General features: G+C 48.1%; 11 protein-coding genes, 9 tRNA genes, 6 rRNA genes and 1 pseudogene. 20 read left to right on the plus strand and 7 right to left on the minus strand.

The genetic code is table 11. From position 1 onward, the window contains the following. Positions 1–87: 87 nt before the first annotated feature. Both NQU17_13895 and NQU17_13900 read right to left on the minus strand, forming a co-directional pair. Positions 88–693, minus strand: a complete 606-nt coding sequence (locus tag NQU17_13895; GenBank protein UUM11706.1) for an SOS response-associated peptidase — start codon at positions 691–693, stop codon at positions 88–90. A gap of 16 nt (positions 694–709) precedes the next feature. Then, a complete protein-coding gene (locus tag NQU17_13900) occupies positions 710–1,813 on the minus strand; it encodes an iron-containing alcohol dehydrogenase family protein (protein ID UUM11707.1) in 1,104 nt (367 codons plus the stop codon). A gap of 435 nt (positions 1,814–2,248) precedes the next feature. Between NQU17_13900 and rrf (NQU17_13905) the strand changes: the two genes are divergently transcribed. The 4 genes from rrf (NQU17_13905) to NQU17_13920 all read left to right on the plus strand — a co-directional run bounded on the left by rrf (NQU17_13905) (position 2,249) and on the right by NQU17_13920 (position 4,056). Then, a 5S ribosomal RNA gene (rrf, locus tag NQU17_13905) occupies positions 2,249–2,366 on the plus strand. A 5-nt stretch (positions 2,367–2,371) separates the two neighbouring features. Continuing rightward, positions 2,372–2,447, plus strand: a tRNA-Lys gene (locus tag NQU17_13910). 107 nt (positions 2,448–2,554) lie between these two features. Continuing rightward, entirely contained in the window at positions 2,555–3,163 is a 609-nt protein-coding gene (locus NQU17_13915) for an NUDIX hydrolase (protein ID UUM11708.1), read from the plus strand. Continuing rightward, on the plus strand, positions 3,160–4,056 hold the full coding sequence (locus tag NQU17_13920) for a DMT family transporter (GenBank protein UUM11709.1): 897 nt from the start codon (positions 3,160–3,162) through the stop codon (positions 4,054–4,056). The genes NQU17_13915 and NQU17_13920 overlap by 4 nt, the downstream gene beginning before the upstream one ends. Positions 4,057–4,252: 196 nt before the next feature. Here NQU17_13920 and NQU17_13925 read toward each other — a convergent pair whose 3' ends face one another. Beyond that, on the minus strand, positions 4,253–4,816 hold the full coding sequence (locus NQU17_13925; protein UUM11710.1) for a cob(I)yrinic acid a,c-diamide adenosyltransferase: 564 nt from the start codon (positions 4,814–4,816) through the stop codon (positions 4,253–4,255). 556 nt (positions 4,817–5,372) lie between these two features. On the opposite strand from NQU17_13925, the gene NQU17_13930 reads away from it, so the two are divergent. The 10 genes from NQU17_13930 to NQU17_13975 all read left to right on the plus strand — a co-directional run bounded on the left by NQU17_13930 (position 5,373) and on the right by NQU17_13975 (position 13,353). Further along, positions 5,373–6,876 (plus strand): 16S ribosomal RNA (locus NQU17_13930). A gap of 138 nt (positions 6,877–7,014) precedes the next feature. After that, positions 7,015–7,090: transfer RNA gene (locus NQU17_13935), tRNA-Ala, on the plus strand. Positions 7,091–7,097: 7 nt separating this feature from the next. Then, a tRNA-Ile gene (locus NQU17_13940) sits at positions 7,098–7,174 on the plus strand. Between the two features lie 178 nt (positions 7,175–7,352). Continuing rightward, positions 7,353–10,235, plus strand: a 23S ribosomal RNA gene (locus NQU17_13945). Positions 10,236–10,310: 75 nt separating this feature from the next. Further along, positions 10,311–10,428 (plus strand): 5S ribosomal RNA (gene rrf / locus NQU17_13950). The 16S, 23S and 5S rRNA genes sit together here with 4 tRNA genes alongside, the layout of an rRNA operon. A gap of 37 nt (positions 10,429–10,465) precedes the next feature. After that, positions 10,466–10,542 (plus strand) — tRNA-Ile (locus NQU17_13955). 6 nt (positions 10,543–10,548) lie between these two features. Beyond that, positions 10,549–10,624 (plus strand) — tRNA-Ala (locus NQU17_13960). 532 nt (positions 10,625–11,156) lie between these two features. Continuing rightward, on the plus strand, positions 11,157–11,870 hold the full coding sequence (locus NQU17_13965; GenBank protein UUM11711.1) for a Wzz/FepE/Etk N-terminal domain-containing protein: 714 nt from the start codon (positions 11,157–11,159) through the stop codon (positions 11,868–11,870). Position 11,871: 1 nt separating this feature from the next. Continuing rightward, complete coding sequence (locus NQU17_13970) at positions 11,872–12,615, plus strand: CpsD/CapB family tyrosine-protein kinase (protein UUM11712.1); 744 nt, start codon at positions 11,872–11,874, stop codon at positions 12,613–12,615. A gap of 30 nt (positions 12,616–12,645) precedes the next feature. Then, a complete protein-coding gene (locus NQU17_13975) occupies positions 12,646–13,353 on the plus strand; it encodes a hypothetical protein (GenBank protein UUM11713.1) in 708 nt (235 codons plus the stop codon). A gap of 210 nt (positions 13,354–13,563) precedes the next feature. On the opposite strand, the gene cls is transcribed toward NQU17_13975, so the two are convergent. The 3 genes from cls to NQU17_13990 all read right to left on the minus strand — a co-directional run bounded on the left by cls (position 13,564) and on the right by NQU17_13990 (position 16,065). After that, the gene (cls, locus tag NQU17_13980; GenBank protein ID UUM11714.1) at positions 13,564–15,027 is read right to left on the minus strand and encodes a cardiolipin synthase; all 1,464 of its coding nucleotides are present in this window, start codon (positions 15,025–15,027) and stop codon (positions 13,564–13,566) included. 210 nt (positions 15,028–15,237) lie between these two features. Next, a complete protein-coding gene (locus NQU17_13985) occupies positions 15,238–15,927 on the minus strand; it encodes a YjjG family noncanonical pyrimidine nucleotidase (GenBank protein UUM11715.1) in 690 nt (229 codons plus the stop codon). 62 nt (positions 15,928–15,989) lie between these two features. After that, positions 15,990–16,065: transfer RNA gene (locus NQU17_13990), tRNA-Val, on the minus strand. Positions 16,066–16,564: 499 nt separating this feature from the next. Between NQU17_13990 and NQU17_13995 the strand changes: the two genes are divergently transcribed. Next, positions 16,565–17,482, plus strand: coding sequence for a C40 family peptidase (locus NQU17_13995; protein UUM11716.1), 918 nt, complete (start codon positions 16,565–16,567; stop codon positions 17,480–17,482). Between the two features lie 171 nt (positions 17,483–17,653). Here NQU17_13995 and NQU17_14000 read toward each other — a convergent pair. Next, positions 17,654–17,729 (minus strand) — tRNA-Ala (locus NQU17_14000). A gap of 696 nt (positions 17,730–18,425) precedes the next feature. On the opposite strand from NQU17_14000, the gene NQU17_14005 reads away from it, so the two are divergent. From NQU17_14005 to NQU17_14025, 5 genes and pseudogenes are all read left to right on the plus strand, one after another. Then, a 16S ribosomal RNA gene (locus tag NQU17_14005) occupies positions 18,426–19,929 on the plus strand. 343 nt (positions 19,930–20,272) lie between these two features. Continuing rightward, a 23S ribosomal RNA gene (locus NQU17_14010) occupies positions 20,273–23,155 on the plus strand. A gap of 108 nt (positions 23,156–23,263) precedes the next feature. Next, positions 23,264–23,339, plus strand: a tRNA-Phe gene (locus NQU17_14015). Between the two features lie 9 nt (positions 23,340–23,348). Then, positions 23,349–23,423: transfer RNA gene (locus NQU17_14020), tRNA-Cys, on the plus strand. Positions 23,424–25,258: 1,835 nt separating this feature from the next. After that, a pseudogene (locus tag NQU17_14025) lies at positions 25,259–26,659 on the plus strand (S8 family serine peptidase). The last annotated feature ends 1 nt before the right edge of the window (position 26,660 follow it).

The raw sequence follows: 26,660 nt of genomic DNA on the forward strand, positions 1-26,660 counted from the left end.
CCGGCGGCAATCACCCGAATGGCCGGTGTTATAAAATGTTCATCTAAAAAACCGCAAGAGCAGCCGATGGCTGCTCTTGTGGTTTTCTTAGAAGAATGATGTTTGTTCACCCGGAGCCAGCTCAATTCTGAGACCTCGACCCCAGGGGCGAAGCTGTGACTGGATGGCCTTGAAGGGACGTTCCGGATTCAGATAATCCTTGAGGGAGGATTCTTCCAGAAGGACCGGCATCCGGGGATGAATCGACTGCATTTGCTGATCGGCATCCGTTGTGAGGATCACGAAGCGGCTTTTGGGCTGGCCTTCTTCCTGCCAGGTCCGGTACAGACCGGCCATGAAAAAGAAGGGGGCTTCAGTAGAAATGGAAAATTTCCGCTTATTGTTCCACTCGTAGAAAGCGCTGGCCGGTACCGCGCAGCGGTGGTCGTGGACCAGGGATCGAAACATCGGTTTTTCATCAATTGATTCGACGCGGCCGTTGAAGACCAGTTTCTTCTCCAGGGGGAATCCCCAGGTCTGGAGCTGGATGCCTTCCGGCGTCAGAACCGGAGCTTCACTGCCGGGGTAATAGTCACGGCCGGGCGAACTCAGATCCAGTTCATACCGTTTGTAGCGCTTGTCGATTTCCTCAATCAGCCGGTAGAATCCGATGATGTCCTTGGGGGAGATTTCGATTCGGAATCGGCCACACATGGCAATGTCTCCTTTGTTATTTTTTTACAGCCTTCTGGTACATATCGGCAATCTGGTTTCTGGACACTCGATCCGGGTGATTGGTCAGCTTTCCCTGATTGTTCAGCATATTGCGAGTGTAGACTCTGATTTCATCTTCGGTCAGGTCGAGCCGGTAGTCCACAATACGGTCAATATATGCCATTAGTTCTGCAGTTGACGCAAAGCCCAGAATGCTGAGCATGCGCGAAAGTTTCGCCTCATCACTGTAAAGCCCCAGATAGCCCTTGAAAATTGCTGCAGTCGCAAATCCATGCGGGATCTTTTTCTCATAGGTAAGCACGTAACCCAGCGCATGCGGGAGACTGGTGCCGGTCTGGGATATCACCATGCCGCCCATGGTCGAAGCCATCAGCAGCTGATCGATCTGATCCGGGCTCAGGCTCTTGCGGATGAAAGCTTCCTTCAATTCTCCGAACAAAGCCAATCCCTTTTCTGCGATGATGTCGGTCATGAGATTGGCATTGACATTCAGGTATCCTTCCACCAGGTGGCTGAATGCGTCAAAGGCATTATGCAGGATGCTGTTGAAGTCAGCGGTATAGATGTAGCGGGGATCCAGATAAGCCAGTTTCGGGAAACTTTCCTGACCAAAGTCCTTCTTAGTTCTCAGCTGATGGTCTGTCACAATGGAATAGGGTGTCACTTCACTGCCGGTTCCGGCTGTGGTTGGAACGGCAACAATCGGAATGGACCGGAGATTCTTCATGTTGAAGGCTTCGCGGGCAGAGATCCCGCGATGACGAAACAGTACGCCGATTGCCTTGGCTGCATCAATGGGTGAACCTTTTCCCAGGCCGACAATAAAGGAAATTCCTTCCCGTTCATTTTCGTTGAATGCCTGCTGAATCAGCTCAATCGTGGGGTTATCATCAATTCCGTCGAAAATTTTATAGCGGATGTTTTCTTTTTCCAGTGCAGTGATGACATCATCCAACGACCCGTTCAGTTTGCTGGAATTGACACCAGTGACAATGAGAGCCTTTTTACCAAGCCGTTTTAAGTAGTGACTGTGCTTGATCAGGCAGTTGGGTCCCTGGATCAATCGGGTTGGCAAATAGAACTGAAAATCATTTTCCAAGCAGATGCCCTCCTCATCTTATTGATATACATCAATTTTAACATAAGAAGTCTTGCAGTTCGGAGAAGACGAACGGAATCATGGAATTATTTAAAGGTTTACAACTTCGCCCTTATGGCGGTATAAAGAAGAACAGGAATAGGGAGGCAGGGAAATTTTTTTACTGAATGGTCCGATTGGGTTTGATTTTTCAGCGGGAAACTGTCATAATCATCAAGGACGCTCATCGGTAGCGGACCTTCACTTCAGAATCTTGCCAGTATTTTTCGGATGTATTCTGGGTAGATCCGCTGTAGCGAAACCGATCAGAGTCCAAAGAAGAGACTGATTTAGCGGGCTTGCATGGAGTTTGAAAAAAACTGAAAGGTTTTTTCAAAATGTTGTTGACATGTGACAGGCCCGGCCATATAATAGTCTTTGTCAGTAAAACTGATATCCGGTGTTTATGACTGTAAGGGCTACACCCGTTTCCATCCCGAACACGATGGTTAAGCCTTATGGTGCTGATGATACTGCACGGGAAGCTGTGTGGAAAAGTAGGTTGACGCCGGTTAATCTGGTCGACTAGCTCAGCTGGCAGAGCACGCGACTCTTAATCGTGGGGTCCAGGGTTCGAACCCCTGGTCGACCACCAGATGAAAAAAAGACATTCAAGCAATTGAATGTCTTTTTTTCATTTCTTCATCCATTACAGTAGAATAGAAGTATGTCACGTATCATCTTCAAGGAGGAAATTAAGCTTTGAATCAGGATAATGTGGATCCGAGGATCCTTCAGTATAATGAACGATTGAAAAATACGCTGCAAGATGAGCTTCTAAATTACAAGGAACGCTTTCCTGAGGAACGTGAGCCGGATCAGGTTCTGGAATTTATCGGAAATCAACTTAACCTGTTCGGACGGGATTCACGGGAAGGACATATTACCTGCAGTGCCTGGGTTGTCGATCCGCAGCGTTCTGCGGCGATACTGGTAAGACATCGTCGTCTGAATAAATGGGTACAGCCCGGCGGCCATATCGAACCTTTTGAATCCCCTTTGTCAGGCGCGGTTCGTGAGGCGGCGGAAGAAACAGGAATCACGGATTTTGTGATTCTGGATGAGCGGTTGTTTGATGTCAGTGTGCACTGGTTTCCGGAAGGGAAAGACGGTCCGGCTCATTTTCATTATGATCTGAGGTATTTATTGCAGGCTCCAGTCAAAGCAGATCTCTATGCCAACAATGAAACAGATGGAGCCGCCTGGATCCCGCTGGAACAGCTTCAGAATTACTCCGGAGAGGAAACGGTCCTGAAAATGGCTGAAAAAACATGGCGCTGGTCACCTGCCGGGAAGCATGTTCGGGAATGAATAGGACCATAAGAAAATTTCTGCCGCATCTGGCGGCACTGGTAACCATGTTTTTCTGGGGGTTATCTTATTTATCAACCAGAATCCTGATTCAGGAGATCCCGCCGACCTTGGCGGTGTTTTATCGGTTCACACTGGCGTCGGTCCTCCTGTGGCTGCTGCTGCTCCTTCGCCGAAAAAAGATCAGGATACTCAAGGAAGACATTGTCAAGATTCTTCTGGCGGGACTGACGGGAGTCGCGTTGAACTTTACCTTGGAAAATATCGGAGTCAAATATACATCCACCGCCAATGTCGCTCTTCTGGTTGCGACGATTCCGGCGATGACCCTTCTGTTTGAGAATTATCGGCTGGCGCGGAAAACCGGCTGGAAGGAAATGGCCGGAATCCTTGTCAGTATGACAGGCATTGTTTTGATTACGCTGGGTGACAAAAGCAGCCAGTTTACCTTTTCGCTGTATGGGGATGCCATGGTCCTGCTCTCGAGTGTGGCCTGGGCAGTGTATACTTCTCTCGTGGCCGATCTGAAAGGCGACTATGATTCGATGGAGATTACGCTGTACACGAATTTTTCAGGAGCTGTCTTCATGCTGCCGACTTTGGGGTTTACCGGGATCCGAATTCCCAAAGGTGATGCGCTTCTTCACTTGATCTATCTTGTATTGTTCTGTTCGATTCTGGCTTATGTGCTGTATATGTGGGCACTGAAGCGTCTGGGTGGCGTTCGACTGAACTCCTACATCAATCTGCAGCCGATCGTGGCGATTTTCGCCTCCATCTTTCTGCTGAAAGAAACCATGACGCCGATCCGTCTGATCGGCTCACTGATCATCATCGCCGGTGTCTGGATCGTGAATCGGGCTCTCCGGGCCATCACCGTTCCGACGCAATAGCCAAGGACATCATCTCGGTGGTCCTGCGCAAGGATGAGGTATTCGTGTCACCAATCTGCGCCTGCCGGCTGGAACGGTTGGAATAAGGCATTGTGTCTGAGCGGGGAAGATCAAAAAAATAAGGGACCGGAAACTTTGAGTTTCCGGTCCCTTATTTTTGAAGGATGGACGGCGCTGTGAAAGGTAGGGAGAGAGGCTATTCCCAGATAATCGTGACGACTTCTGTTCCGCCAAGCTCCTGATTGAGATATCGGGCTACCGTGAAAAGATAATCGGACAGGCGATTGATGAACTGGTAGGAATGGGGATACTGCTTTTCGCCGATTTCATCAAGGTATCGGACGAAGCTTCGTTCGGCCCGCCTTGCGAGAGAACGGGCGACATGTATTTCGGTCGCCTCCAGAGTGCCGGAGTAAAGGATGAACTTTGTCTGGGGCGGCATCTTAACCGTAAGTTCATCCAGTTTGCGTTCCAGAGAATCGGGGTGCTTGGCTTCGAATCGTATAATTGTAAAGTTAGAGGATACCTCAGTGCCGAGATTATAGAGTCCGTTCTGGATCCATTCAATGGTTTCGATAATGTCGTTCCTCTGCTCAAAGTCATCGGTCATTTTCAGCGAAGAGGTGCAGACTCCGAGATAAGCGTTGAGTTCATCCAATGTGCCATTCAGTTCTATAAGAGAAGATCCTTTGGACACCCGTTCTCCATCCAGAGTTCCTGTAGTGCCCTGATCACCGGTTTTTGTTACAATACTTTCCATGTATGTTTCCTCCATTGATAATCAATATCATATAATCTATTCTAAGTCACTCAGCAGTAGGACTCAAAGAACGAATCATGAACAATCATGAACAATTGGTCAATCCTGACAAGCCGGTGCGAGGTGATCACTCGCGGTGTTCCAGGGTCATCCCGCAGACTCGATTCTATGAGAGTTCGAATCCTCCGGAAGGGACTGCACTGGAGCTGCCGCCTGCCTGGTTCTTACTGGCCGCAATTTTCGAAAAAAAACGAGGATTTTGTCGAATTTAATATTGGAATTTGGTCCACGGTGTAGTAATATAGTTCTTACCCGCTGCGATGCCGTAGTGAATGAAATAAACGGTCAACAAAAACTTTAAAAAACTTTAAAAAAAGTCGTTGACAAGGCGATGCGCAGTTGGTAAGATATAGAAGTCGCCTAAAGCGGCAACGAAACGAAACAAAACAAACTGTTCTTTGAAAATTAAACAGAATACAAGGTAAAACAAACCAGCAATTCATTTTGAGTAGTCAGACAAGACTAAAAAATCGACTAAAAGCTAGTTCAAACTTTTTAACATGAGAGTTTGATCCTGGCTCAGGACGAACGCTGGCGGCGTGCCTAACACATGCAAGTCGAGCGAGGTGTATACACCTAGCGGCGGACGGGTGAGTAACACGTGGGTAACCTGCCTCAGAGAGGGGAATAGCCTTCCGAAAGGAAGATTAATACCGCATAATATACGCATTTAGCATTATGAGCGTATCAAAGGAGAAATCCGCTTTGAGATGGGCCCGCGGCGCATTAGCTAGTTGGAGAGGTAACGGCTCACCAAGGCGACGATGCGTAGCCGACCTGAGAGGGTGATCGGCCACATTGGAACTGAGACACGGTCCAGACTCCTACGGGAGGCAGCAGTGGGGAATATTGCACAATGGGGGAAACCCTGATGCAGCAACGCCGCGTGAATGATGAAGGCCTTCGGGTCGTAAAGTTCTTTGATTGGGGACGATAATGACGGTACCCAAAAAACAAGCCACGGCTAACTACGTGCCAGCAGCCGCGGTAATACGTAGGTGGCGAGCGTTGTCCGGATTTACTGGGCGTAAAGGATGCGTAGGTGGAAACTTAAGTGGGATGTGAAATCCCCGGGCTCAACCCGGGAACTGCATTCCAAACTGGGTTACTTGAGTGCAGGAGAGGAAAGCGGAATTCCTAGTGTAGCGGTGAAATGCGTAGATATTAGGAAGAACACCAGTGGCGAAGGCGGCTTTCTGGACTGTAACTGACACTGAGGCATGAAAGCGTGGGGAGCAAACAGGATTAGATACCCTGGTAGTCCACGCCGTAAACGATGGGTACTAGGTGTAGGGGGTATCAACTCCCCCTGTGCCGTCGTAAACACAGTAAGTACCCCGCCTGGGGAGTACGGTCGCAAGATTAAAACTCAAAGGAATTGACGGGGGCCCGCACAAGCAGCGGAGCATGTGGTTTAATTCGAGGCAACGCGAAGAACCTTACCTAGACTTGACATCTCCTGAATTACCCTTAATCGGGGAAGCCCTTCGGGGCAGGAAGACAGGTGGTGCATGGTTGTCGTCAGCTCGTGTCGTGAGATGTTGGGTTAAGTCCCGCAACGAGCGCAACCCCTATTGTCAGTTGCTACCATTCAGTTGAGCACTCTGGCAAGACTGCCCGGGTTAACCGGGAGGAAGGTGGGGATGATGTCAAATCATCATGCCCCTTACGTCTAGGGCTACACACGTGCTACAATGGCAGGTACAAAGAGACGCGATCCCGCGAGGAGGAGCAAATCTCATAAAACCTGCCCCAGTTCAGATTGCAGGCTGCAACTCGCCTGCATGAAGTCGGAGTTGCTAGTAATCGCGAATCAGCATGTCGCGGTGAATACGTTCCCGGGCCTTGTACACACCGCCCGTCACACCATGAGAGTTGGCAATACCCGAAGTCCGTGAGGTAACTATTTATAGAGCCAGCGGCCGAAGGTAGGGTCAGCGATTGGGGTGAAGTCGTAACAAGGTAGCCGTAGGAGAACCTGCGGCTGGATCACCTCCTTTCTAGGGAGTCACAGCCATGGCAACATGGATGAGATAAAAGGATATCCATTCACGGATATCTCCCATAAAAGGATTACTGATTTGTACATCCAAGTATTCTGTTTAATCTTGAGAGAATAACAATATTTTCTCGTTTGTGGGGGTATAGCTCAGTTGGGAGAGCACCTGTTTTGCACGCAGGGGGTCAAGAGTTCGAGTCTCTTTATCTCCACCACAGAAAAGGGTCTATAGCTCAGGTGGTTAGAGCGCGTGCCTGATAAGCACGAGGTCGGTGGTTCGAGTCCACTTAGACCCACCATTTATTTTTCTCAATTGTTCTTTGAAAACTGCATATATTCTTAAAACGTAAAGCAAAATTGTAGAAAAAACAATTTCGTTGAGAAGTTAGTCATTAACTGAAAAGTTATTGACAACAATTCAAAAACGTCAAGGGGGGCGAAAGCTCCAACCTTGAGCCAAAAATTAACTTGAAAAAAGATCAAGCTATAAAGGGCGCATGGTGAATGCCTTGGCATCAGGAGTCGAAGAAGGTCGCGATAAGCTGCGATAAGCTCAGGGTAGGCGCACATAGCCAGTGATCCTGAGATCACCGAATGGGGCAACCCGCCGAAAGGCATCCATAGAGGAATCCATACTCTATAGGAAGACACACCCGGAGAACTGAAACATCTAAGTACCCGGAGGAAGAGAAAGAAACATCGATTTTCTTAGTAGCGGCGAGCGAAAAGGAAAGAGCCCAAACCAGGGAGCTTGCTCTCTGGGGTTGCGGACACTCAAGAAAGGGAAGAGGCCCCTTAGCCGAAGCTGTTGGGAAACAGCGCCATAGAAGGTGACAGACCTGTAGGCGAAAAGGGAAGACGGACCGAGAGTGATCCAGAGTACCACCGGACACGTGAAACCCGGTGGGAAGCAGGGAGGACCACCTCCCAAGGCTAAATACTACCTGATGACCGATAGTGAAGCAGTACCGTGAGGGAAAGGTGAAAAGAACCCCGGAAGGGGAGTGAAATAGAATCTGAAACCGTGTGCCTACAACCGGTCAGAGCACCATAAGCGTGTGATGACGTGCTTTTTGTAGAACGAGCCAACGAGTTGTGATATGCAGCAAGGTTAAGCACTTCAGGTGCGCAGCCGAAGGGAAACCGAGTCTTAACAGGGCGTCTAGTTGCATGTTGCAGACCCGAAACCGGGTGACCTATCCATGGACAGGTTGAAGCGAGAGTAAAATCTCGTGGAGGACCGAACCACATTGGTGTTGAAAAACCATGGGATGAGCTGTGGATAGCGGAGAAATTCCAATCGAACTCGGAGATAGCTGGTTCTCCTCGAAATAGCTTTAGGGCTAGCGTTGGATGATGAGTCATGGAGGTAGAGCACTGAATGGGCTAGGGGGCATATCGCTTACCGAACCTTATCAAACTCCGAATGCCAAAGACTTTAATCCGGCAGTCAGACAGTGACAGATAAGTGCCATTGTCAAAAGGGAAAAAGCCCAGATCGTCAGCTAAGGTCCCCAAGTATAGGTTAAGTGGAAAAGGATGTGGGATTTCTAAGACAACTAGGATGTTGGCTTAGAAGCAGCCACTCATTAAAAGAGTGCGTAATAGCTCACTAGTCGAGAGATCCTGCGCCGAAGATGTCCGGGGCTAAAACCTATCACCGAAGCTACGGGTGTATATTTTAATATACGCGGTAGAGGAGCGTTCTTAACGGGGCGAAGCAGTACCGAAAGGAGCTGTGGACTGTTAAGAAGTGAGAATGTTGGCATAAGTAGCGAGATGCGGGTGAGAATCCCGCAGGTCGAAAATCTAAGGTTTCCTGAGGAAGGTTCGTCCGCTCAGGGTTAGTCGGGGCCTAAGCCGAGGCTGAGAAGCGTAGGTGATGGACAATCTGTTGATATTCAGATACCGGCATGAAGCGTTAACACGATGGGGTGACGCAGGAGGATAGGGTAACAGGCGGTTGGAAGAGCCTGTCGAAGTATTCGAGGGAGTCAGAGGAGGCAAATCCCTTCTGGCATATTCTGAGATACGAAAATACCCGAGTTCACGCTGCCAAGAAAAGCCTCTAAGGAGCGACATGCTGCCCGTACCGCAAACCGACACAGGTAGATGAGGAGAGAATCCTAAGACCATCGGAAGAATTGTTGTTAAGGAACTCGGCAAATTAACCCCGTAAGTTCGCGAGAAGGGGTGCCATGGCGACATGGCCGCAGTGAAATGGCCCAAGCAACTGTTTAACAAAAACACAGGTCTCTGCAAAAGCGCAAGCTGAAGTATAGGGGCTGACGCCTGCCCGGTGCTGGAAGGTTAAGGGGAATGCTTAGCGCAAGCGAAGGTATGAACTTAAGCCCCAGTAAACGGCGGCCGTAACTATAACGGTCCTAAGGTAGCGAAATTCCTTGTCAGGTAAGTTCTGACCCGCACGAATGGCGTAATGACTTGGGCACTGTCTCAACAACAAATCCGGCGAAATTGTAGTGCCAGTGAAGATGCTGGCTACCCGCGATTGGACGGAAAGACCCCGTAGAGCTTTACTGTAGCTTAGCATTGAGTTTCGATATTTACTGTACAGGATAGGTGGGAGACGAAGAACCATGGTCGTCAGGTCATGGGGAGTCACCGTTGGGATACCACCCTGTAGATATTGGGATTCTAACCGGAGACCAGGAAACGGGTCACGGGACATTGCTAGGTGGGCAGTTTGACTGGGGCGGTCGCCTCCTAAAAAGTAACGGAGGCGCCCAAAGGTTCCCTCAGGACGGTCGGAAATCGTCCATAGAGTGTAAAGGCAGAAGGGAGCCTGACTGCGACACCTACAAGTGGAGCAGGGACGAAAGTCGGGCTTAGTGATCCGGTGGTACCTCGTGGGAGGGCCATCGCTCAACGGATAAAAGCTACCTCGGGGATAACAGGCTGATCTCCCCCAAGAGTTCACATCGACGGGGAGGTTTGGCACCTCGATGTCGGCTCGTCACATCCTGGGGCTGAAGTAGGTCCCAAGGGTTGGGCTGTTCGCCCATTAAAGTGGCACGCGAGCTGGGTTCAGAACGTCGTGAGACAGTTCGGTCCCTATCCGTCGCGGGCGTAGGAAATTTGAAGGGAGCTGACCTTAGTACGAGAGGACCGGGTTGGACCAATCACTGGTGTACCAGTTGTCGCGCCAGCGGCATGGCTGGGTAGCTATATTGGGACGGGATAAACGCTGAAAGCATCTAAGCGTGAAGCCCACCCTGAGACAAGATTTCCCATGGAGTAATCCAGTAAGATCCCTTGAAGAACACAAGGTAGATAGGTGAGGGGTGTAAGTGCAGCAATGCATGCAGCTGACTCATACTAATAGATCGAGGGCTTGATCTTAAACAAGTTAAAAATGATGAATTACGTTTGAAGAACTATATGCAGTCTTGAGGGAACAATAAAACCTCAAACCAATCCGGTGTTTATGACTGTAAGGGCTACACCCGTTCCCATCCCGAACACGATGGTTAAGCCTTATGGTGCTGATGATACTGCACGGGAAGCTGTGTGGAAAAGTAGGTTGACGCCGGTTTAAAAGTATCCTGATGTTTCATCAGGATATTTTGCATGGATCATTAGCTCAGTTGGTTAGAGCAGCCGGCTCATAACCGGTCGGTCCGGGGTTCGAGTCCCTGATGGTCCACCATTATATGGGGGTATAGCTCAGTTGGGAGAGCACCTGTTTTGCACGCAGGGGGTCAAGAGTTCGAGTCTCTTTATCTCCACCACTAAAAGTCATGTGAGAGCATTCACTCTTGCATGACTTCTTTGTTTATTGGCAGAATCAGAACCTGAATCGGATCGCTGCAGTTGAATCTTCAGCGAACGCTCAGAGAATGAATGAAGTTTTCTATTTTGGTTGAATTGAGAAGTTATCGCTGAGTTGAATTGAGAAGTTATCGCTGAAGTGTAGCAAATACTTATTATTAAAGTGCATTTTGTATTATTGGTCTGATAACAATAGTTAATGTACATTTACTAACCAGGGATTTTTTCAGGGCGATACCTATATTTAATCCCTAATATTAGATCCAATCTTAAGCTGACTTGACTCTTAATAATGTTCAAAGTATAATTACAAAGGGCATTTTGCTTATTTTTCAAAATTGCCCTTTTTCTTTATCCATTTAAGATAGGGCAGTCTGTCAGTGCCCAGATGGTATTGGTCAATAGATCCTGATCCATTCCATACTCTCATAGATAGAAGACAGAAGCTGTATTCTCTTTTTTCTCACGAATCATCATTTGGAGGCACCCAATTTGGAAGAAATTGATTTAAAGGAACTATTTCTGATCCTGTGGCATCGTATCTGGATTATTATCCTGGTTACCATCCTTTCAGGCGCTGTAGTATTTGGATTCACTCGTTTTCTCGTTAAGCCCAAGTATACATCATCCATAAAGATGTACGTCAACAATTCCACCACCAGTAAAGCGAATATGTCATCCAGTGATATCGCGGCAGCTCAGTCTCTTGTTGATACATACATCACGATTATCCAGAGCGACACGGTGCTGACCGACGTAATCGGACGAAGCAACTCGCTTTATACTACTGGACAGCTAAATAAAATGATTTCGGCCAGATCCCTGAATAATACAGAAGTTTTTCAGGTAAACGTCACTTCGGAGGATCCGAATGAGGCTCAGGCATTGGCCAATTCAATTGCTGATACGGCTCCTGAATATCTGTCGGATATCGTCACCGGTACATCAGTAAAGATCATTGACCGGGCCAAGTTTTCCGATGTTCCTACATCACCTAACATCCTCTCCAACACAATGATTGGACTTGTGGCCGGTTTCATGCTGGCATCCGGTCTGATTTTACTGGTCTCTCTGATGGACACTCGGATCAAAACGGAACAGGACCTGCAGCGGATCACGGATCTGCCGATTCTGGGGGCGATCTCTGATTTTGAGAATGCAAGCAGCAACAACTATGGCTATGCCATGAGCAGCGAGGTGATCTAAGATGTCTTTCAGATTATTCGGTGGCAAAGCAGACCACGCCGTTCAAAATATTAAGACAGAGCGTCAGCATATCCTGGGAAAGAAAACACCATTTTCTATTGTGGAAGAGCTGAAGACGCTTCGTACGAATATCCAGTTCTCCACCACATCAGAAGGATGCAAAATCATCGGAGTCACAAGTTCCGATGCTGGGGAAGGGAAAAGCATTACAGCGTTGAACCTGGCAATCACCTTTGCCGAAACGCAATCCAGGGTTCTTCTGATTGACTGTGATCTGCGCAAGCCTAAGGTTTCCCGGCTGCTTAAAGTAAAGGCAGTGCCGGGCTTAAGCAATGTGCTGGTCAACATGAATTCAGTACAGGAAGCGATCCAGACTGTCCAGCTGGAGACCACCAGCATCGATGTGCTGCTGTCGGGAGACATTCCTCCCAATCCCTCGGAACTGCTGGGTTCGAGAAAAATGAAGGAACTCATTGAATCCTTGTCCAATCGCTATGACTACATCCTGGTGGATACTCCGCCGGTTGGTGTCGTGACCGATGCGGTCATTGTTTCAAGCTTGTTTACGGGCATTATTTTCGTCATCCGGGCAAGCAGAACCCAGCAAGATGCAGTTCATTCTGCGCTGTCTCAGTTGAAGTTCGCCGGAGCGAATGTCCTGGGCTTTGTGCTGAACGGAGTCAATGCCAAGGGAAATCGCAGATATTCAAGTTACCGCTCATATAAGGAAACTGCAGCTCGATAGAATAACAGGCAAACTCCTGGGGGAAGGCGCATGATAGATTTTCATACTCATATCCTGCCACATATGGATGATGGCAGCAGCGATGTCGGCGAGTCCATTCAGCTGATGAAAATGCTGAAAGACCAGGGGGTCGGGACGGTCGTCGCTACTTCACATTATTACCATACAAAGGAATCCATTTCTGACTTCCTGACACGACGTCAGCGAGCCTATGACCTGCTGCGGGAAGCGGTGGAAGGAATGGATGTACCTGACATCCGGCTGGGTGCTGAAGTTTCATTCTTTTCCGGGATGAGCCGCCTATCCGACTTTGATCGTCTGAAGATCCAGGGAACGGAAGCGATATTGATTGAAATGCCGTTTTCAATCTGGACTGCAGGGATCATCAGTGAGGTTAATTCCATTATCAATAATCACGGACTGACTCCAATCCTGGCTCATGTGGAGCGCTATCCGGATTTCCCGGTGGCAATTGATAAACTCAATGATCTGATTGATATGGGCGCTTTGTTTCAAATCAACGGTGAGTATATCCTTTCCGGAAAATCCCGCCGACAGGCGCTGGATCAGTTGAAACGGGGAGATCATTTTCTGTTGGGATCCGACTCGCACAACGTAAGAACACGAGTGCCAAATTTGGGAGAGGCCGCTTCTGTGATCCGGAAGAAGCTGGGTTCGGACCGTTTCCTGACGGTAGATCGATTAGGCCGTGAAATCATGAATGGTTCTGATCAATAGAAAACGTGAAGGTTATAAAAGACAGGGTCATGAAGAGAAATACTTCATGACCCTGTCTTTTTTCGTAGCGGTGGATTTGTCCGTGGCAGTTTCATATCCATGTGTGTTTAAGTGGCAGCTGGATCAGCCTGGAATATCCGGCTGATTTATCGGGCAGTCAAATCTGGCTGATGGATGAGGGGGATGCAGCCTGATTCCCTGTTCGGGAAACTAAAACAGGAGTGAGAAGACCCGGAAGAAGCTTTCTTTCATCAAGGTCAGCTTGGGACGGTTTAAATATTTTTCCAGGGTCAGTTCTTCGGCATGGTCCATGTCTTCATGAAACATCCCTTCCATTTTGGCGGCGAAGTACTCATCATAAACGACGGCATTCACCTCGTAGTTGAAAAAGAAGGATCTGACATCAAAATTGGCGGTGCCCAAAGTGAAGCTTCGGCCATCGCAGACAACGGCTTTGTTATGGCTGAATGCCTTCTTGTCATACATAAATACCCGAGCTCCATTTTCGATCAAATCTCCCAGATACGTCATGGAGGCGTGCCCGACTATGGGGTGATCAAACTGCGCCGGGAACATGATTCGAACATCCACGCCGGATTGGATGGCTGCCTTCAGGGCTGACATCGTTCCTTCACTGGGGATGAAGTAGGGTGTGGAAATATAGATTCTTTCACGGGCAGTTGTTATCATCTTCAGGAATAGGAGTTCAATGGAATAAAGGGCGGATTCCGGACCGGAATAGATAATTTGCATGGGCGTTTCGTCCGATACGGAAGAGGGCTGGAAATAACTGGAAAGATCGGACTCTTCGGCGTAGATCTCACTGCGCTTCATGTATTCCCATTTCTTACTGACCTGATTCCGGTGAAGGACTGCGGAGAAATCATCAAAGAATAAACCCTGCATTCCCAGAACAAAATCTCCTTCTACTCTCATATGTGTGTCTCGCCAGTATCCCATGTCACTGTTTGAGACATACTCATCCCCGATGTTGTTGCCACCGATATAGCCGATGCTGCCGTCAATGATCGCCATTTTGCGGTGATTCCGATAGTTGATGGACATATCAATGAACCGGGAGACAAAGGCAAAGGCAGCAGTGTAAGTGACGATTTCAACGCCAGCGTCCATCAGTTCTTTTTTCAGATGCTTATCAAAGGGCCGGCCGCCGATTTTATCCATGATGACCCGGACTTTTACTCCAGCCAGCGCTCGTTCTTTTAATGCCAGGAAAACACGGCGTCCGATCTCATCGGATTTTACAATATAGTATTCCATGTGAATATGATGCTTCGCCTGGCTGATGTCGTGGATCAGATCCTCAAACTTCTCAATTCCATCCTTATAGAGCTTAATTTTGTTGTAATGGAACATGGGCGTTCCCGTCAGGTTGGAGACCATTCGCGCCACTCCCTCATTGGGACCCTCAAAATCACGGAGTGACTTGTTGATGAGTTCAGTGACAGCAGGCGAATACCGCTCATTCAGTACAGTATCCCGCCAATTTATGCCCATATATAAGTAGAGCAGGAGCCCCACAGGTGGGAGGAAAACCAGCACAAGGAGCCAGCCCAGAACTTTCTCCGGGCGTTCCCGTTTATAGAAAACCAGGGAGAACATAATCACAAAAGTGATCGCATAAAACAAAAAGTTTAAATAGGAGAATATTTTCAATTTCGTTCCTCCACATCGCTTGATGAAATCATTATATCATTGGAAACAATTCAGAAACCCCACAGCAAAAGCGAAAAGATTGTAAAGAAGCGGTCCCGAGTTTCAGATGAGTTCAGCTACAGGGTGATGGAATCAATCTTCCTTCAATTAAGCAGAGTTCCGACAAAAGAAATGACGGTGAAGTCAAAGGCTGACTTCACCGTTTTGAATTTATGACTTGAGAATGTGATCCAGCTCGGACAGATTATGGATTACGTGATCAGGAACTAAATCCGGTTCTGTTGGATTGGGGAGGTCAAATCGATTAAACCAGCAGGTGGTAATTCCTGCACGGTTGCCGCCCCGGATGTCAGAGCTTAGACTGTCTCCGATAATAATCGCCTGATCGGCACGGAAGTCTGGGATGGAGTCCGCCACATGCCGGAAGAACGCTGGATCCGGTTTATTGACACCTACTGTCTCTGAGATGAACAGGCCATGAAACAGATGGTCAATTTGAGCGAGTTTGAGTCGAAGCATCTGGGTTTGAAGTACGCCGTTTGATACGGCATATACTTTGTAGGTGGAATGCCATCCGGCCAGAAGCTGCCTGGAATCAGGAATTAACTGGGCATGTTGATTCAGATGGAAACGGAAAAGGGTTTCTTCTTCTTCGCCGTCTACCTGTATCCCGATCTCACGGAAAAAGTGCTCAAAACGTCCGTGCAGCACATCAGTCAGTTTGACTTCTTTTCGTTCCAGCTGCAGCCACAATGCCTGGTTGATGGCTGAATAACGATCAATTCTTTGCGGCGTTGCTTGAATTCCGTGATGTTCCAGCAGCGAAGAAAAGGCATGAGTTTCGGCTGACTTAAAATCGAGAATTGTATCGTCCAAATCGAATAACAGGAATTTATACATCACAGACCTCCTGGATAAAAAAGGGTATAAAAAAAGGAATTTCTAAAAATTCCTTTTCTGGATGGTGGGACGTATAGGACTCGAACCTATGACTTTCACCACGTCAAGGTGACACTCTCCCAGCTGAGTTAACGTCCCAAAGTTTCCATAAAAAGAGTATACACTATGCGGGTTTGAAATGCTATAGTTTTTCGTTCATTTTTTAAGAAAACAGCCGAAAAATGTGCGCCCAGGCCATTTTGAGCGCAATGTCCTCCAATGCAGTCGGAATTTACTTTTTATGAGGACAAACTCCTAAATCTAAGGAGGGAATCAACAGGACGTTTACAACTTTCAATAACAAAAATGCAAAATGGAACCCATTTGTGAAGATGAAATAAAGAAAGTACGGCATTTGATTCATGATTAGATAATAGCAATTCTTATAATAATTGCAAGTTGTTACTATCTAACCGTTAATAGAAATGGCTATAATGGTACAAGAATGTTATTATAAACCGTCTCAAATTAACAAATATCGATTATAAAGCTGATGTAAAGATTCATTTCCTTGCAATATTTGTCATCCTTTTGTAATATAGTGACTGTCATTGAAGGGTAGATAAAAAATACTATTAGGTAAGAGACAGGAGAACATATGAAGACAAGAAATTTAAAAGTAAAGATTATGGTTTCTGCAGCACTTGCGGTTTCCACTTTTCTGGCTCCGCTTACCGGAGTTATTGCTGAAGCTACTACAATCACCGCAAAGTCTGGGGTTAATCTAAGAGCATCCAGTAACAATTATTCCTCAAAGCTGGGATATATTGCTGCAGGAACCAATGTTCAGTACCTCGGCATTCAGAACGGATATTACAAGATTTCTTATAATGGAAAAATTGGATACACCTATAACTCATACTGGAAAGGGTCTACCATTACGGCTACAGGGAATGTAAATGTCAGATCCAGTGCCAGCAGCTCATCCACCAAAATTGGCTATGTGTACAAGGGTACTGATGTCAAAGTCCTGGGACGGAACGGAAACTATGTCTATATCGAGCATAATGGCAAGAAAGGCTTTTCGTATAAGTCCTACTGGTTCATTTCCAGCACGCTGTTCAACAGTCTGCCCTACGTTAGTTCCACCGCCAGCTCCACATCCAGCGTTATTCAGACCAGCACCACATCCAACACGATTGGGGATCGCGTGGTTGCTGAGGCCAGGAAACTGATCGGAGCACCCTATGTCTATGCAGGGGAATCCTGGTCAGAAGGCGGATTTGACTGTTCCGGCCTGACTCAGTATGTATATGGCCGGGTGGGATATAGAATCCCGAGAACTGCAACCCAGCAATGGTACGGAATCGACACCAAGATTTCATCTTCCAACCGGCGCCCTGGAGACATCATCGTGATGACCGATGGTTACAGCATTTCACATGTTGGAATCTATATCGGAGACAACAAGATGATTCACTCGCCCAGACCGGGAAAAACAGTGGAAATTAAATCTTTGGACTGGTACCAGAGTGTAGGACGGATTAAGGGTTACCTTAGACCCTATTGGGACTAACCATCAATAGACACCTTCATCATTGACATTCAAAAAATGCAGTTCACACTGCATTTTTTTTATTGCTCATAAAATTGTCGGATGTCATTGCGCCAGAGGAATGACTGGTAACTGAATTTATAGAAAAATAAAAACTCTGTTGATCTGCATAAACAGATGAACAGAGTTTTGTGGTGGAGACGATGAGATTCGAACTCACTACCTCTTGAATGCCATTCAAGCGCTCTCCCAATTGAGCTACGCCCCCGCGACATATCCTAGTTTCCCATATTGGTTATAATCTGTCAATAGGATTTTAGAAAATTGAATAGAAAAGTTATCCTGGATGGATTCTGCTTCAATAAGTGCCATCTCAGCAGGAACGAGGCATTGAATGATGAAGCTGACCGGAAAATATCTTTGTTGATTGCTCGCTGCCAGATTGGATTTTTTGTGTAGCTGGCAGTATAAGAGGGAGGGAGATAACATCGAACGGTAAAATGAATGTTATTTCATCTTTCGTACGACTTCTGACAGGTAGACTGAACTTGGTTCTTGGAAGTTGTGCATCTTATATATGGAGGTCTTATGCCGCATCTCACCACTTTATTCTTTAAACGTTGAAACTGATTGATTGAAACAGCAGCATCTGAGGAGAGCTTAATATTAGCCCAACTTTGCTGTTGAAAACCAAAGAAAAACAGGGTAAACTTGGTAGTACCCGCTGGGCAAGAAAACAGCTCAATATCATATCGAATGATGATGCGCCAAGCTCCGAGAAATCTTTTGAAAAAAGTCGTTGACAAGGCGATGTGCAGTTGGTAATATATAGAAGTCGCCTAAAGCGGCAACGAAACGAACTGTTCTTTGAAAATTAAACAGAATACAAGGTAAAACAAACCAGCAATTCATTTTGAGTAGTCAGACAAGACTAAAAAATCGACTAAAAGCTAGTTCAAACTTTTAACATGAGAGTTTGATCCTGGCTCAGGACGAACGCTGGCGGCGTGCCTAACACATGCAAGTCGAGCGAGGTGTATACACCTAGCGGCGGACGGGTGAGTAACACGTGGGTAACCTGCCTCAGAGAGGGGAATAGCCTTCCGAAAGGAAGATTAATACCGCATAATATACGCATTTAGCATTATGAGCGTATCAAAGGAGAAATCCGCTTTGAGATGGGCCCGCGGCGCATTAGCTAGTTGGAGAGGTAACGGCTCACCAAGGCGACGATGCGTAGCCGACCTGAGAGGGTGATCGGCCACATTGGAACTGAGACACGGTCCAGACTCCTACGGGAGGCAGCAGTGGGGAATATTGCACAATGGGGGAAACCCTGATGCAGCAACGCCGCGTGAATGATGAAGGCCTTCGGGTCGTAAAGTTCTTTGATTGGGGACGATAATGACGGTACCCAAAAAACAAGCCACGGCTAACTACGTGCCAGCAGCCGCGGTAATACGTAGGTGGCGAGCGTTGTCCGGATTTACTGGGCGTAAAGGATGCGTAGGTGGAAACTTAAGTGGGATGTGAAATCCCCGGGCTCAACCCGGGAACTGCATTCCAAACTGGGTTACTTGAGTGCAGGAGAGGAAAGCGGAATTCCTAGTGTAGCGGTGAAATGCGTAGATATTAGGAAGAACACCAGTGGCGAAGGCGGCTTTCTGGACTGTAACTGACACTGAGGCATGAAAGCGTGGGGAGCAAACAGGATTAGATACCCTGGTAGTCCACGCCGTAAACGATGGGTACTAGGTGTAGGGGGTATCAACTCCCCCTGTGCCGTCGTAAACACAGTAAGTACCCCGCCTGGGGAGTACGGTCGCAAGATTAAAACTCAAAGGAATTGACGGGGGCCCGCACAAGCAGCGGAGCATGTGGTTTAATTCGAGGCAACGCGAAGAACCTTACCTAGACTTGACATCTCCTGAATTACCCTTAATCGGGGAAGCCCTTCGGGGCAGGAAGACAGGTGGTGCATGGTTGTCGTCAGCTCGTGTCGTGAGATGTTGGGTTAAGTCCCGCAACGAGCGCAACCCCTATTGTCAGTTGCTACCATTCAGTTGAGCACTCTGGCAAGACTGCCCGGGTTAACCGGGAGGAAGGTGGGGATGATGTCAAATCATCATGCCCCTTACGTCTAGGGCTACACACGTGCTACAATGGCAGGTACAAAGAGACGCGATCCCGCGAGGAGGAGCAAATCTCATAAAACCTGCCCCAGTTCAGATTGCAGGCTGCAACTCGCCTGCATGAAGTCGGAGTTGCTAGTAATCGCGAATCAGCATGTCGCGGTGAATACGTTCCCGGGCCTTGTACACACCGCCCGTCACACCATGAGAGTTGGCAATACCCGAAGTCCGTGAGGTAACTATTTATAGAGCCAGCGGCCGAAGGTAGGGTCAGCGATTGGGGTGAAGTCGTAACAAGGTAGCCGTAGGAGAACCTGCGGCTGGATCACCTCCTTTCTAGGGAGTCACAGCCATGGCAACATGGATGAGATAAAAGGATATCCATTTCACGGATATCTCCCATAAAAGGATTACTGATTTGTACATCCAAGTATTCTGTTTAATCTTGAGAGAACAGCTGCAACACCAGCTAATGAGAATGACTTCTTGAAGGTGGGGCATTTTTTTCTTCTCAATTGTTCTTTGAAAACTGCATATATTCTTAAAACGTAAAGCAAAATTGTAGAAAAAACAATTTCGTTGAGAAGTTAGTCATTAACTGAAAAGTTATTGACAACAATTCAAAAACGTCAAGGGGAGCGAAAGCTCCAACCTTGAGCCAAAAATTAACTTGAAAAAAGATCAAGCTATAAAGGGCGCATGGTGAATGCCTTGGCATCAGGAGTCGAAGAAGGTCGCGATAAGCTGCGATAAGCTCAGGGTAGGCGCACATAGCCAGTGATCCTGAGATCACCGAATGGGGCAACCCGCCGAAAGGCATCCATAGAGGAATCCATACTCTATAGGAAGACACACCCGGAGAACTGAAACATCTAAGTACCCGGAGGAAGAGAAAGAAACATCGATTTTCTTAGTAGCGGCGAGCGAAAAGGAAAGAGCCCAAACCAGGGAGCTTGCTCTCTGGGGTTGCGGACACTCAAGAAAGGGAAGAGGCCCCTTAGCCGAAGCTGTTGGGAAACAGCGCCATAGAAGGTGACAGACCTGTAGGCGAAAAGGGAAGACGGACCGAGAGTGATCCAGAGTACCACCGGACACGTGAAACCCGGTGGGAAGCAGGGAGGACCACCTCCCAAGGCTAAATACTACCTGATGACCGATAGTGAAGCAGTACCGTGAGGGAAAGGTGAAAAGAACCCCGGAAGGGGAGTGAAATAGAATCTGAAACCGTGTGCCTACAACCGGTCAGAGCACCATAAGCGTGTGATGACGTGCTTTTTGTAGAACGAGCCAACGAGTTGTGATATGCAGCAAGGTTAAGCACTTCAGGTGCGCAGCCGAAGGGAAACCGAGTCTTAACAGGGCGTCTAGTTGCATGTTGCAGACCCGAAACCGGGTGACCTATCCATGGACAGGTTGAAGCGAGAGTAAAATCTCGTGGAGGACCGAACCACATTGGTGTTGAAAAACCATGGGATGAGCTGTGGATAGCGGAGAAATTCCAATCGAACTCGGAGATAGCTGGTTCTCCTCGAAATAGCTTTAGGGCTAGCGTTGGATGATGAGTCATGGAGGTAGAGCACTGAATGGGCTAGGGGGCATATCGCTTACCGAACCTTATCAAACTCCGAATGCCAAAGACTTTAATCCGGCAGTCAGACAGTGACAGATAAGTGCCATTGTCAAAAGGGAAAAAGCCCAGATCGTCAGCTAAGGTCCCCAAGTATAGGTTAAGTGGAAAAGGATGTGGGATTTCTAAGACAACTAGGATGTTGGCTTAGAAGCAGCCACTCATTAAAAGAGTGCGTAATAGCTCACTAGTCGAGAGATCCTGCGCCGAAGATGTCCGGGGCTAAAACCTATCACCGAAGCTACGGGTGTATATTTTAATATACGCGGTAGAGGAGCGTTCTTAACGGGGCGAAGCAGTACCGAAAGGAGCTGTGGACTGTTAAGAAGTGAGAATGTTGGCATAAGTAGCGAGATGCGGGTGAGAATCCCGCAGGTCGAAAATCTAAGGTTTCCTGAGGAAGGTTCGTCCGCTCAGGGTTAGTCGGGGCCTAAGCCGAGGCTGAGAAGCGTAGGTGATGGACAATCTGTTGATATTCAGATACCGGCATGAAGCGTTAACACGATGGGGTGACGCAGGAGGATAGGGTAACAGGCGGTTGGAAGAGCCTGTCGAAGTATTCGAGGGAGTCAGAGGAGGCAAATCCCTTCTGGCATATTCTGAGATACGAAAATACCCGAGTTCACGCTGCCAAGAAAAGCCTCTAAGGAGCGACATGCTGCCCGTACCGCAAACCGACACAGGTAGATGAGGAGAGAATCCTAAGACCATCGGAAGAATTGTTGTTAAGGAACTCGGCAAATTAACCCCGTAAGTTCGCGAGAAGGGGTGCCATGGCGACATGGCCGCAGTGAAATGGCCCAAGCAACTGTTTAACAAAAACACAGGTCTCTGCAAAAGCGCAAGCTGAAGTATAGGGGCTGACGCCTGCCCGGTGCTGGAAGGTTAAGGGGAATGCTTAGCGCAAGCGAAGGTATGAACTTAAGCCCCAGTAAACGGCGGCCGTAACTATAACGGTCCTAAGGTAGCGAAATTCCTTGTCAGGTAAGTTCTGACCCGCACGAATGGCGTAATGACTTGGGCACTGTCTCAACAACAAATCCGGCGAAATTGTAGTGCCAGTGAAGATGCTGGCTACCCGCGATTGGACGGAAAGACCCCGTAGAGCTTTACTGTAGCTTAGCATTGAGTTTCGATATTTACTGTACAGGATAGGTGGGAGACGAAGAACCATGGTCGTCAGGTCATGGGGAGTCACCGTTGGGATACCACCCTGTAGATATTGGGATTCTAACCGGAGACCAGGAAACGGGTCACGGGACATTGCTAGGTGGGCAGTTTGACTGGGGCGGTCGCCTCCTAAAAAGTAACGGAGGCGCCCAAAGGTTCCCTCAGGACGGTCGGAAATCGTCCATAGAGTGTAAAGGCAGAAGGGAGCCTGACTGCGACACCTACAAGTGGAGCAGGGACGAAAGTCGGGCTTAGTGATCCGGTGGTACCTCGTGGGAGGGCCATCGCTCAACGGATAAAAGCTACCTCGGGGATAACAGGCTGATCTCCCCCAAGAGTTCACATCGACGGGGAGGTTTGGCACCTCGATGTCGGCTCGTCACATCCTGGGGCTGAAGTAGGTCCCAAGGGTTGGGCTGTTCGCCCATTAAAGTGGCACGCGAGCTGGGTTCAGAACGTCGTGAGACAGTTCGGTCCCTATCCGTCGCGGGCGTAGGAAATTTGAAGGGAGCTGACCTTAGTACGAGAGGACCGGGTTGGACCAATCACTGGTGTACCAGTTGTCGCGCCAGCGGCATGGCTGGGTAGCTATATTGGGACGGGATAAACGCTGAAAGCATCTAAGCGTGAAGCCCACCCTGAGACAAGATTTCCCATGGAGTAATCCAGTAAGATCCCTTGAAGAACACAAGGTAGATAGGTGAGGGGTGTAAGTGCAGCAATGCATGCAGCTGACTCATACTAATCGATCGAGGGCTTGATCTTAAACAAGTTAAAAATGATGAATTACGTTTGAAGAACTATATGCAGTCTTGAGGGAACAATTTTATTTTTCATTGCAAAGGTAGAAAGTTTCCACAATATCCAGAAGATGGCTTCATAGCTCAGTTGGTAGAGCAGAGGATTGAAAATCCTCGTGTCCTTGGTTCGATTCCGAGTGAAGCCACCATCTTCTGATGGCGCCATAGCCAAGTGGTAAGGCAGAAGTCTGCAAAACTTCTACGCACCAGTTCAAATCTGGTTGGCGCCTCCATTTAAATATTTTTCAGTCAGATGACTGTTTAAGCATGACTGCCGAACTGGCAGTCATGCTTATTTTAATGCCATCGGATGAGCCTGGGGGTATTAGGTAGGAGTCAGAGCTATCCGGATCAACTGCCGGTCCGGTGAAGGAAATCCTCAAGTAAAGGTCGGATCAGCCCAATAAGCGGTCCTTGCAATGAGACATTTTGCATAAGCCAGCGCTGGCATAATGATAGTGGACTTTCTTTTCAATGATGAGACGACCATTAACGGCCTCGAGCCCCCCGGTCAAAGTTCAGCCCCCCCATTCTCCAGGGCAAGAGCAGTTCATTCAGGCCACTGTTCGAAGCGCAGTGAAAATGGTTTTTTATTTAGAGAAGATTCAATGACCCTTTAGCCGGATGATTTCATCCGGTTTTTATTACCTTCCTTTGCCAATGATGGTGTGATCAGATCAATACATTACAATACTTGAATTTCTTTTTAATATGGCCTATTTGAACCAGAGGATCAAAGTGACGGGGCATAGAATGGTTTGAACAATCGGCCTCTAAAACGATTATTAAAAACAATCCAAGTACGATCTTGTCGATCTGAAGATTGAAATCGGAGTTTCGTTACTGAACCATATACGACCAGACCCTCTCGGAAACGGGAGGACTCTATTATGAAAAAAACAAAATCTGAACTGGCTCTGCAGTAAACAATCACCTCCAAGGCGGCTCTTCATGGTATACTGATGAAGTATGAACAAGATTGAATGATTCAATTGATGGGCATCAAACTATCCAGTAAACAATTTCATTGGACTCAACCTAACTTCATGGGCATACCAATTATTATTTCATATCGACTTAATAGTTCGGGATTTGTTGGTGTGACAATGATCGAACATTTTACACAGCGAAATGAATCTGGTTGTTGGTTTAGGCATTGGATTTTAATTTCGATGAAAAATATGAATTTGTTGATGACGTTTCTAATGCCTTAAAACCATAAATTGGTCTCGGCAGAACTTCAGCAACATCCTGTGTTTCCTGAGGGACTTTAATCGGTTTATTGCGGAAATCTGACAATGGCTCAGGTTGCGGCAATAATCAAATGGAACGTCCTTTTGGTATAGCTGTTTGTTTCTTTTCCCGTCGCACCGCGTATCACAGCGCAAGTTCGTGGGAGCCGCCGTCGCATTCCGGATGCGGTCATAGCTTTGGCCGCCCAGACCGTCGCCTTAACTTATGGCAAGCTGCAACAAAACGAATAGGGGTAGTTTTTCGTAGGCCTGTGCGGAATACGATTGTTGCTTGCTTTCTGCCGTCGTTTCATACAACTCACTACAGAAAACAAGGAGTCATGATGAAGAAAAATCTATTCAAACGAATCTTGTCGACCGTCCTTGCACTCAGTATCGTGGTACCGGGGGGTGCCATCACTGCACGTGCAGAATCCACCAATCCAACTCCGAAAAGCCCTGAAAAAGTTCAGGCAGCGGATCGTATCAGCAAACTGGCTGAGAAGTATCGCAGGGATGAGCTTGATCGGGAGAAGCCAGAAAAAGTTGATCCCAATGAAGAACTGCGTGTCATCGTAGAATTCGCTACTCAGCCGAACAAGGTCTCATTATTCAAATCAGGCACCAGTTCACTGAGCAAAATCGCTGCGGAACAGTCCACCTTCTTCAAGGCAGTTTCCAGCAAGGGAATTGAGTTCAAGAAATTAGATACGTTCCGTCAGGTGTTCAACGGAGCCAGTGCCAAAGTATTGCGTAAAGACATGGAAACCCTCAAGTCCCTTCCGGGCGTTGTGGATGTCTATGTATCCCATGAATACTCCAGACCGGAGCCATTCATGACCAAGTCTGTCGGCGCGGTGAACGCACCGTATGCCTGGGACCTGGATTATACAGGTGAGGGTCTTGTTGTCGGAGTCATCGACTCCGGATTTGACACCTCCCATCCGGATTTTGTTCTCTCGAATCCTGACAAGGCTAAAATCAAGGAGAACAGCGCCGTATTAATGAATCTGAAAGGCAGATACGTTAGTGATAAGTTCCCTTATGCCTACAACTACTATGACCAGAACAATACAATCTACGAGTATGGCGAAAGCCACGGTCAGCATGTAGCAGGAACCATCGGTGCCAACGGCGAGATCAAGGGCGTTGCCCCTGAAGCTCAGCTGCTAGCCCTGAGAGTTTTCTCCAATGACCCGCTCCTCTCCACCACCTTTGATGATATCTACATCAAGGCTATGGAAGACGGCGTCATGCTTGGAGCAGATGCCTTCAACCTGTCCCTGGGAGCAGCCAACGGCTTCACCACCTGGACTGAAAGCGCTCTGGACAAGGCTGTAGTCAATGCCAGAAATTCAGGCGTTGTAGTAGCCATCGCTGCGGGAAATGACCGCAACATGACGGAGGGCACCGGCCGCACCGCGGCTTCCTGGATTCCTGACCAGGGTCTGATGTCAACTCCTGCTGTTACCCGGGAAAGCTTTGTAGTAGCCGCAACCGACAAAACACCCCAGAAGTGGGAAGAAACCTTTGCTGAGTACACCAGCACTGCCGGTGCTCAGAAGAAGACGATACTGCCCGCTGAACTTAGCCCACATCCAGTGGATGTGTTCGGTGATACGGAAATGGACTTTGCCATTGCCGGCTACGGTTCGCCCGCAGAGTACGCATCAGCTAATGTGGCAGGCAAGGTTGCCGTAGTCTCCAGAGGCGGCGGTACACCGAACTTCATTGACAAGCTGGCGAACGCTCAGGCGGCCGGTGCGGTCGCTCTGATCATCTATAACCATTCCGATGGAGACTTGATCAGCATGGCCGGCGGCGAAAATGCCACCATCCCCTACCTGTTTGCCGATAAGGCAACGGGTGCCGACTTAGTCGCTCTGGCAGCGAAAAAGATCAAGTTCTCCGCTACTCCGGTAGAGACGCCCACCATTCAGATGGCTTCCTTCTCCACCTGGGGTCCCACCAATGATCTGCGCCTGAAGCCGGAAATTTCCGCCCCGGGTCAGTCCATTAATTCCACACAGAATGATGGCACCTATGGTCTGATGTCCGGTACCTCCATGGCTACGCCGCACGTTGCCGGCGGATCTGCCGTGGTCAAAGGCTACATCAACAGCAGCGAAGCGTTCAAGGATCTTTCCAAGCTGGATAAATCCTCACTCACCAAGAACCTGATGATGAACTCCGCAAAAGTTCTGTTCTTTGGCGGTGCTGCCCGCAGCCCGAGAGTAC

This window comes from Clostridiaceae bacterium HFYG-1003 (genome assembly GCA_024579835.1).
Lineage (GTDB): Bacteria > Bacillota > Clostridia > Clostridiales > Clostridiaceae > JG1575.

What these genes read in the sequence shown, in the direction of transcription:
- NQU17_13925 (UUM11710.1), bottom strand. Translation starts at nt 4,816, where the DNA reads ATGGAAAGTATTGTAACAAAAACCGGTGATCAGGGCACTACAGGAACT.
- NQU17_13920 (UUM11709.1), top strand. Translation starts at nt 3,160, where the DNA reads ATGAATAGGACCATAAGAAAATTTCTGCCGCATCTGGCGGCACTGGTA.
- NQU17_13895 (UUM11706.1), bottom strand. Translation starts at nt 693, where the DNA reads ATGTGTGGCCGATTCCGAATCGAAATCTCCCCCAAGGACATCATCGGA.
- NQU17_13975 (UUM11713.1), top strand. Translation starts at nt 12,646, where the DNA reads ATGATAGATTTTCATACTCATATCCTGCCACATATGGATGATGGCAGC.
- NQU17_13970 (UUM11712.1), top strand. Translation starts at nt 11,872, where the DNA reads ATGTCTTTCAGATTATTCGGTGGCAAAGCAGACCACGCCGTTCAAAAT.
- NQU17_13985 (UUM11715.1), bottom strand. Translation starts at nt 15,927, where the DNA reads ATGTATAAATTCCTGTTATTCGATTTGGACGATACAATTCTCGATTTT.
- NQU17_13995 (UUM11716.1), top strand. Translation starts at nt 16,565, where the DNA reads ATGAAGACAAGAAATTTAAAAGTAAAGATTATGGTTTCTGCAGCACTT.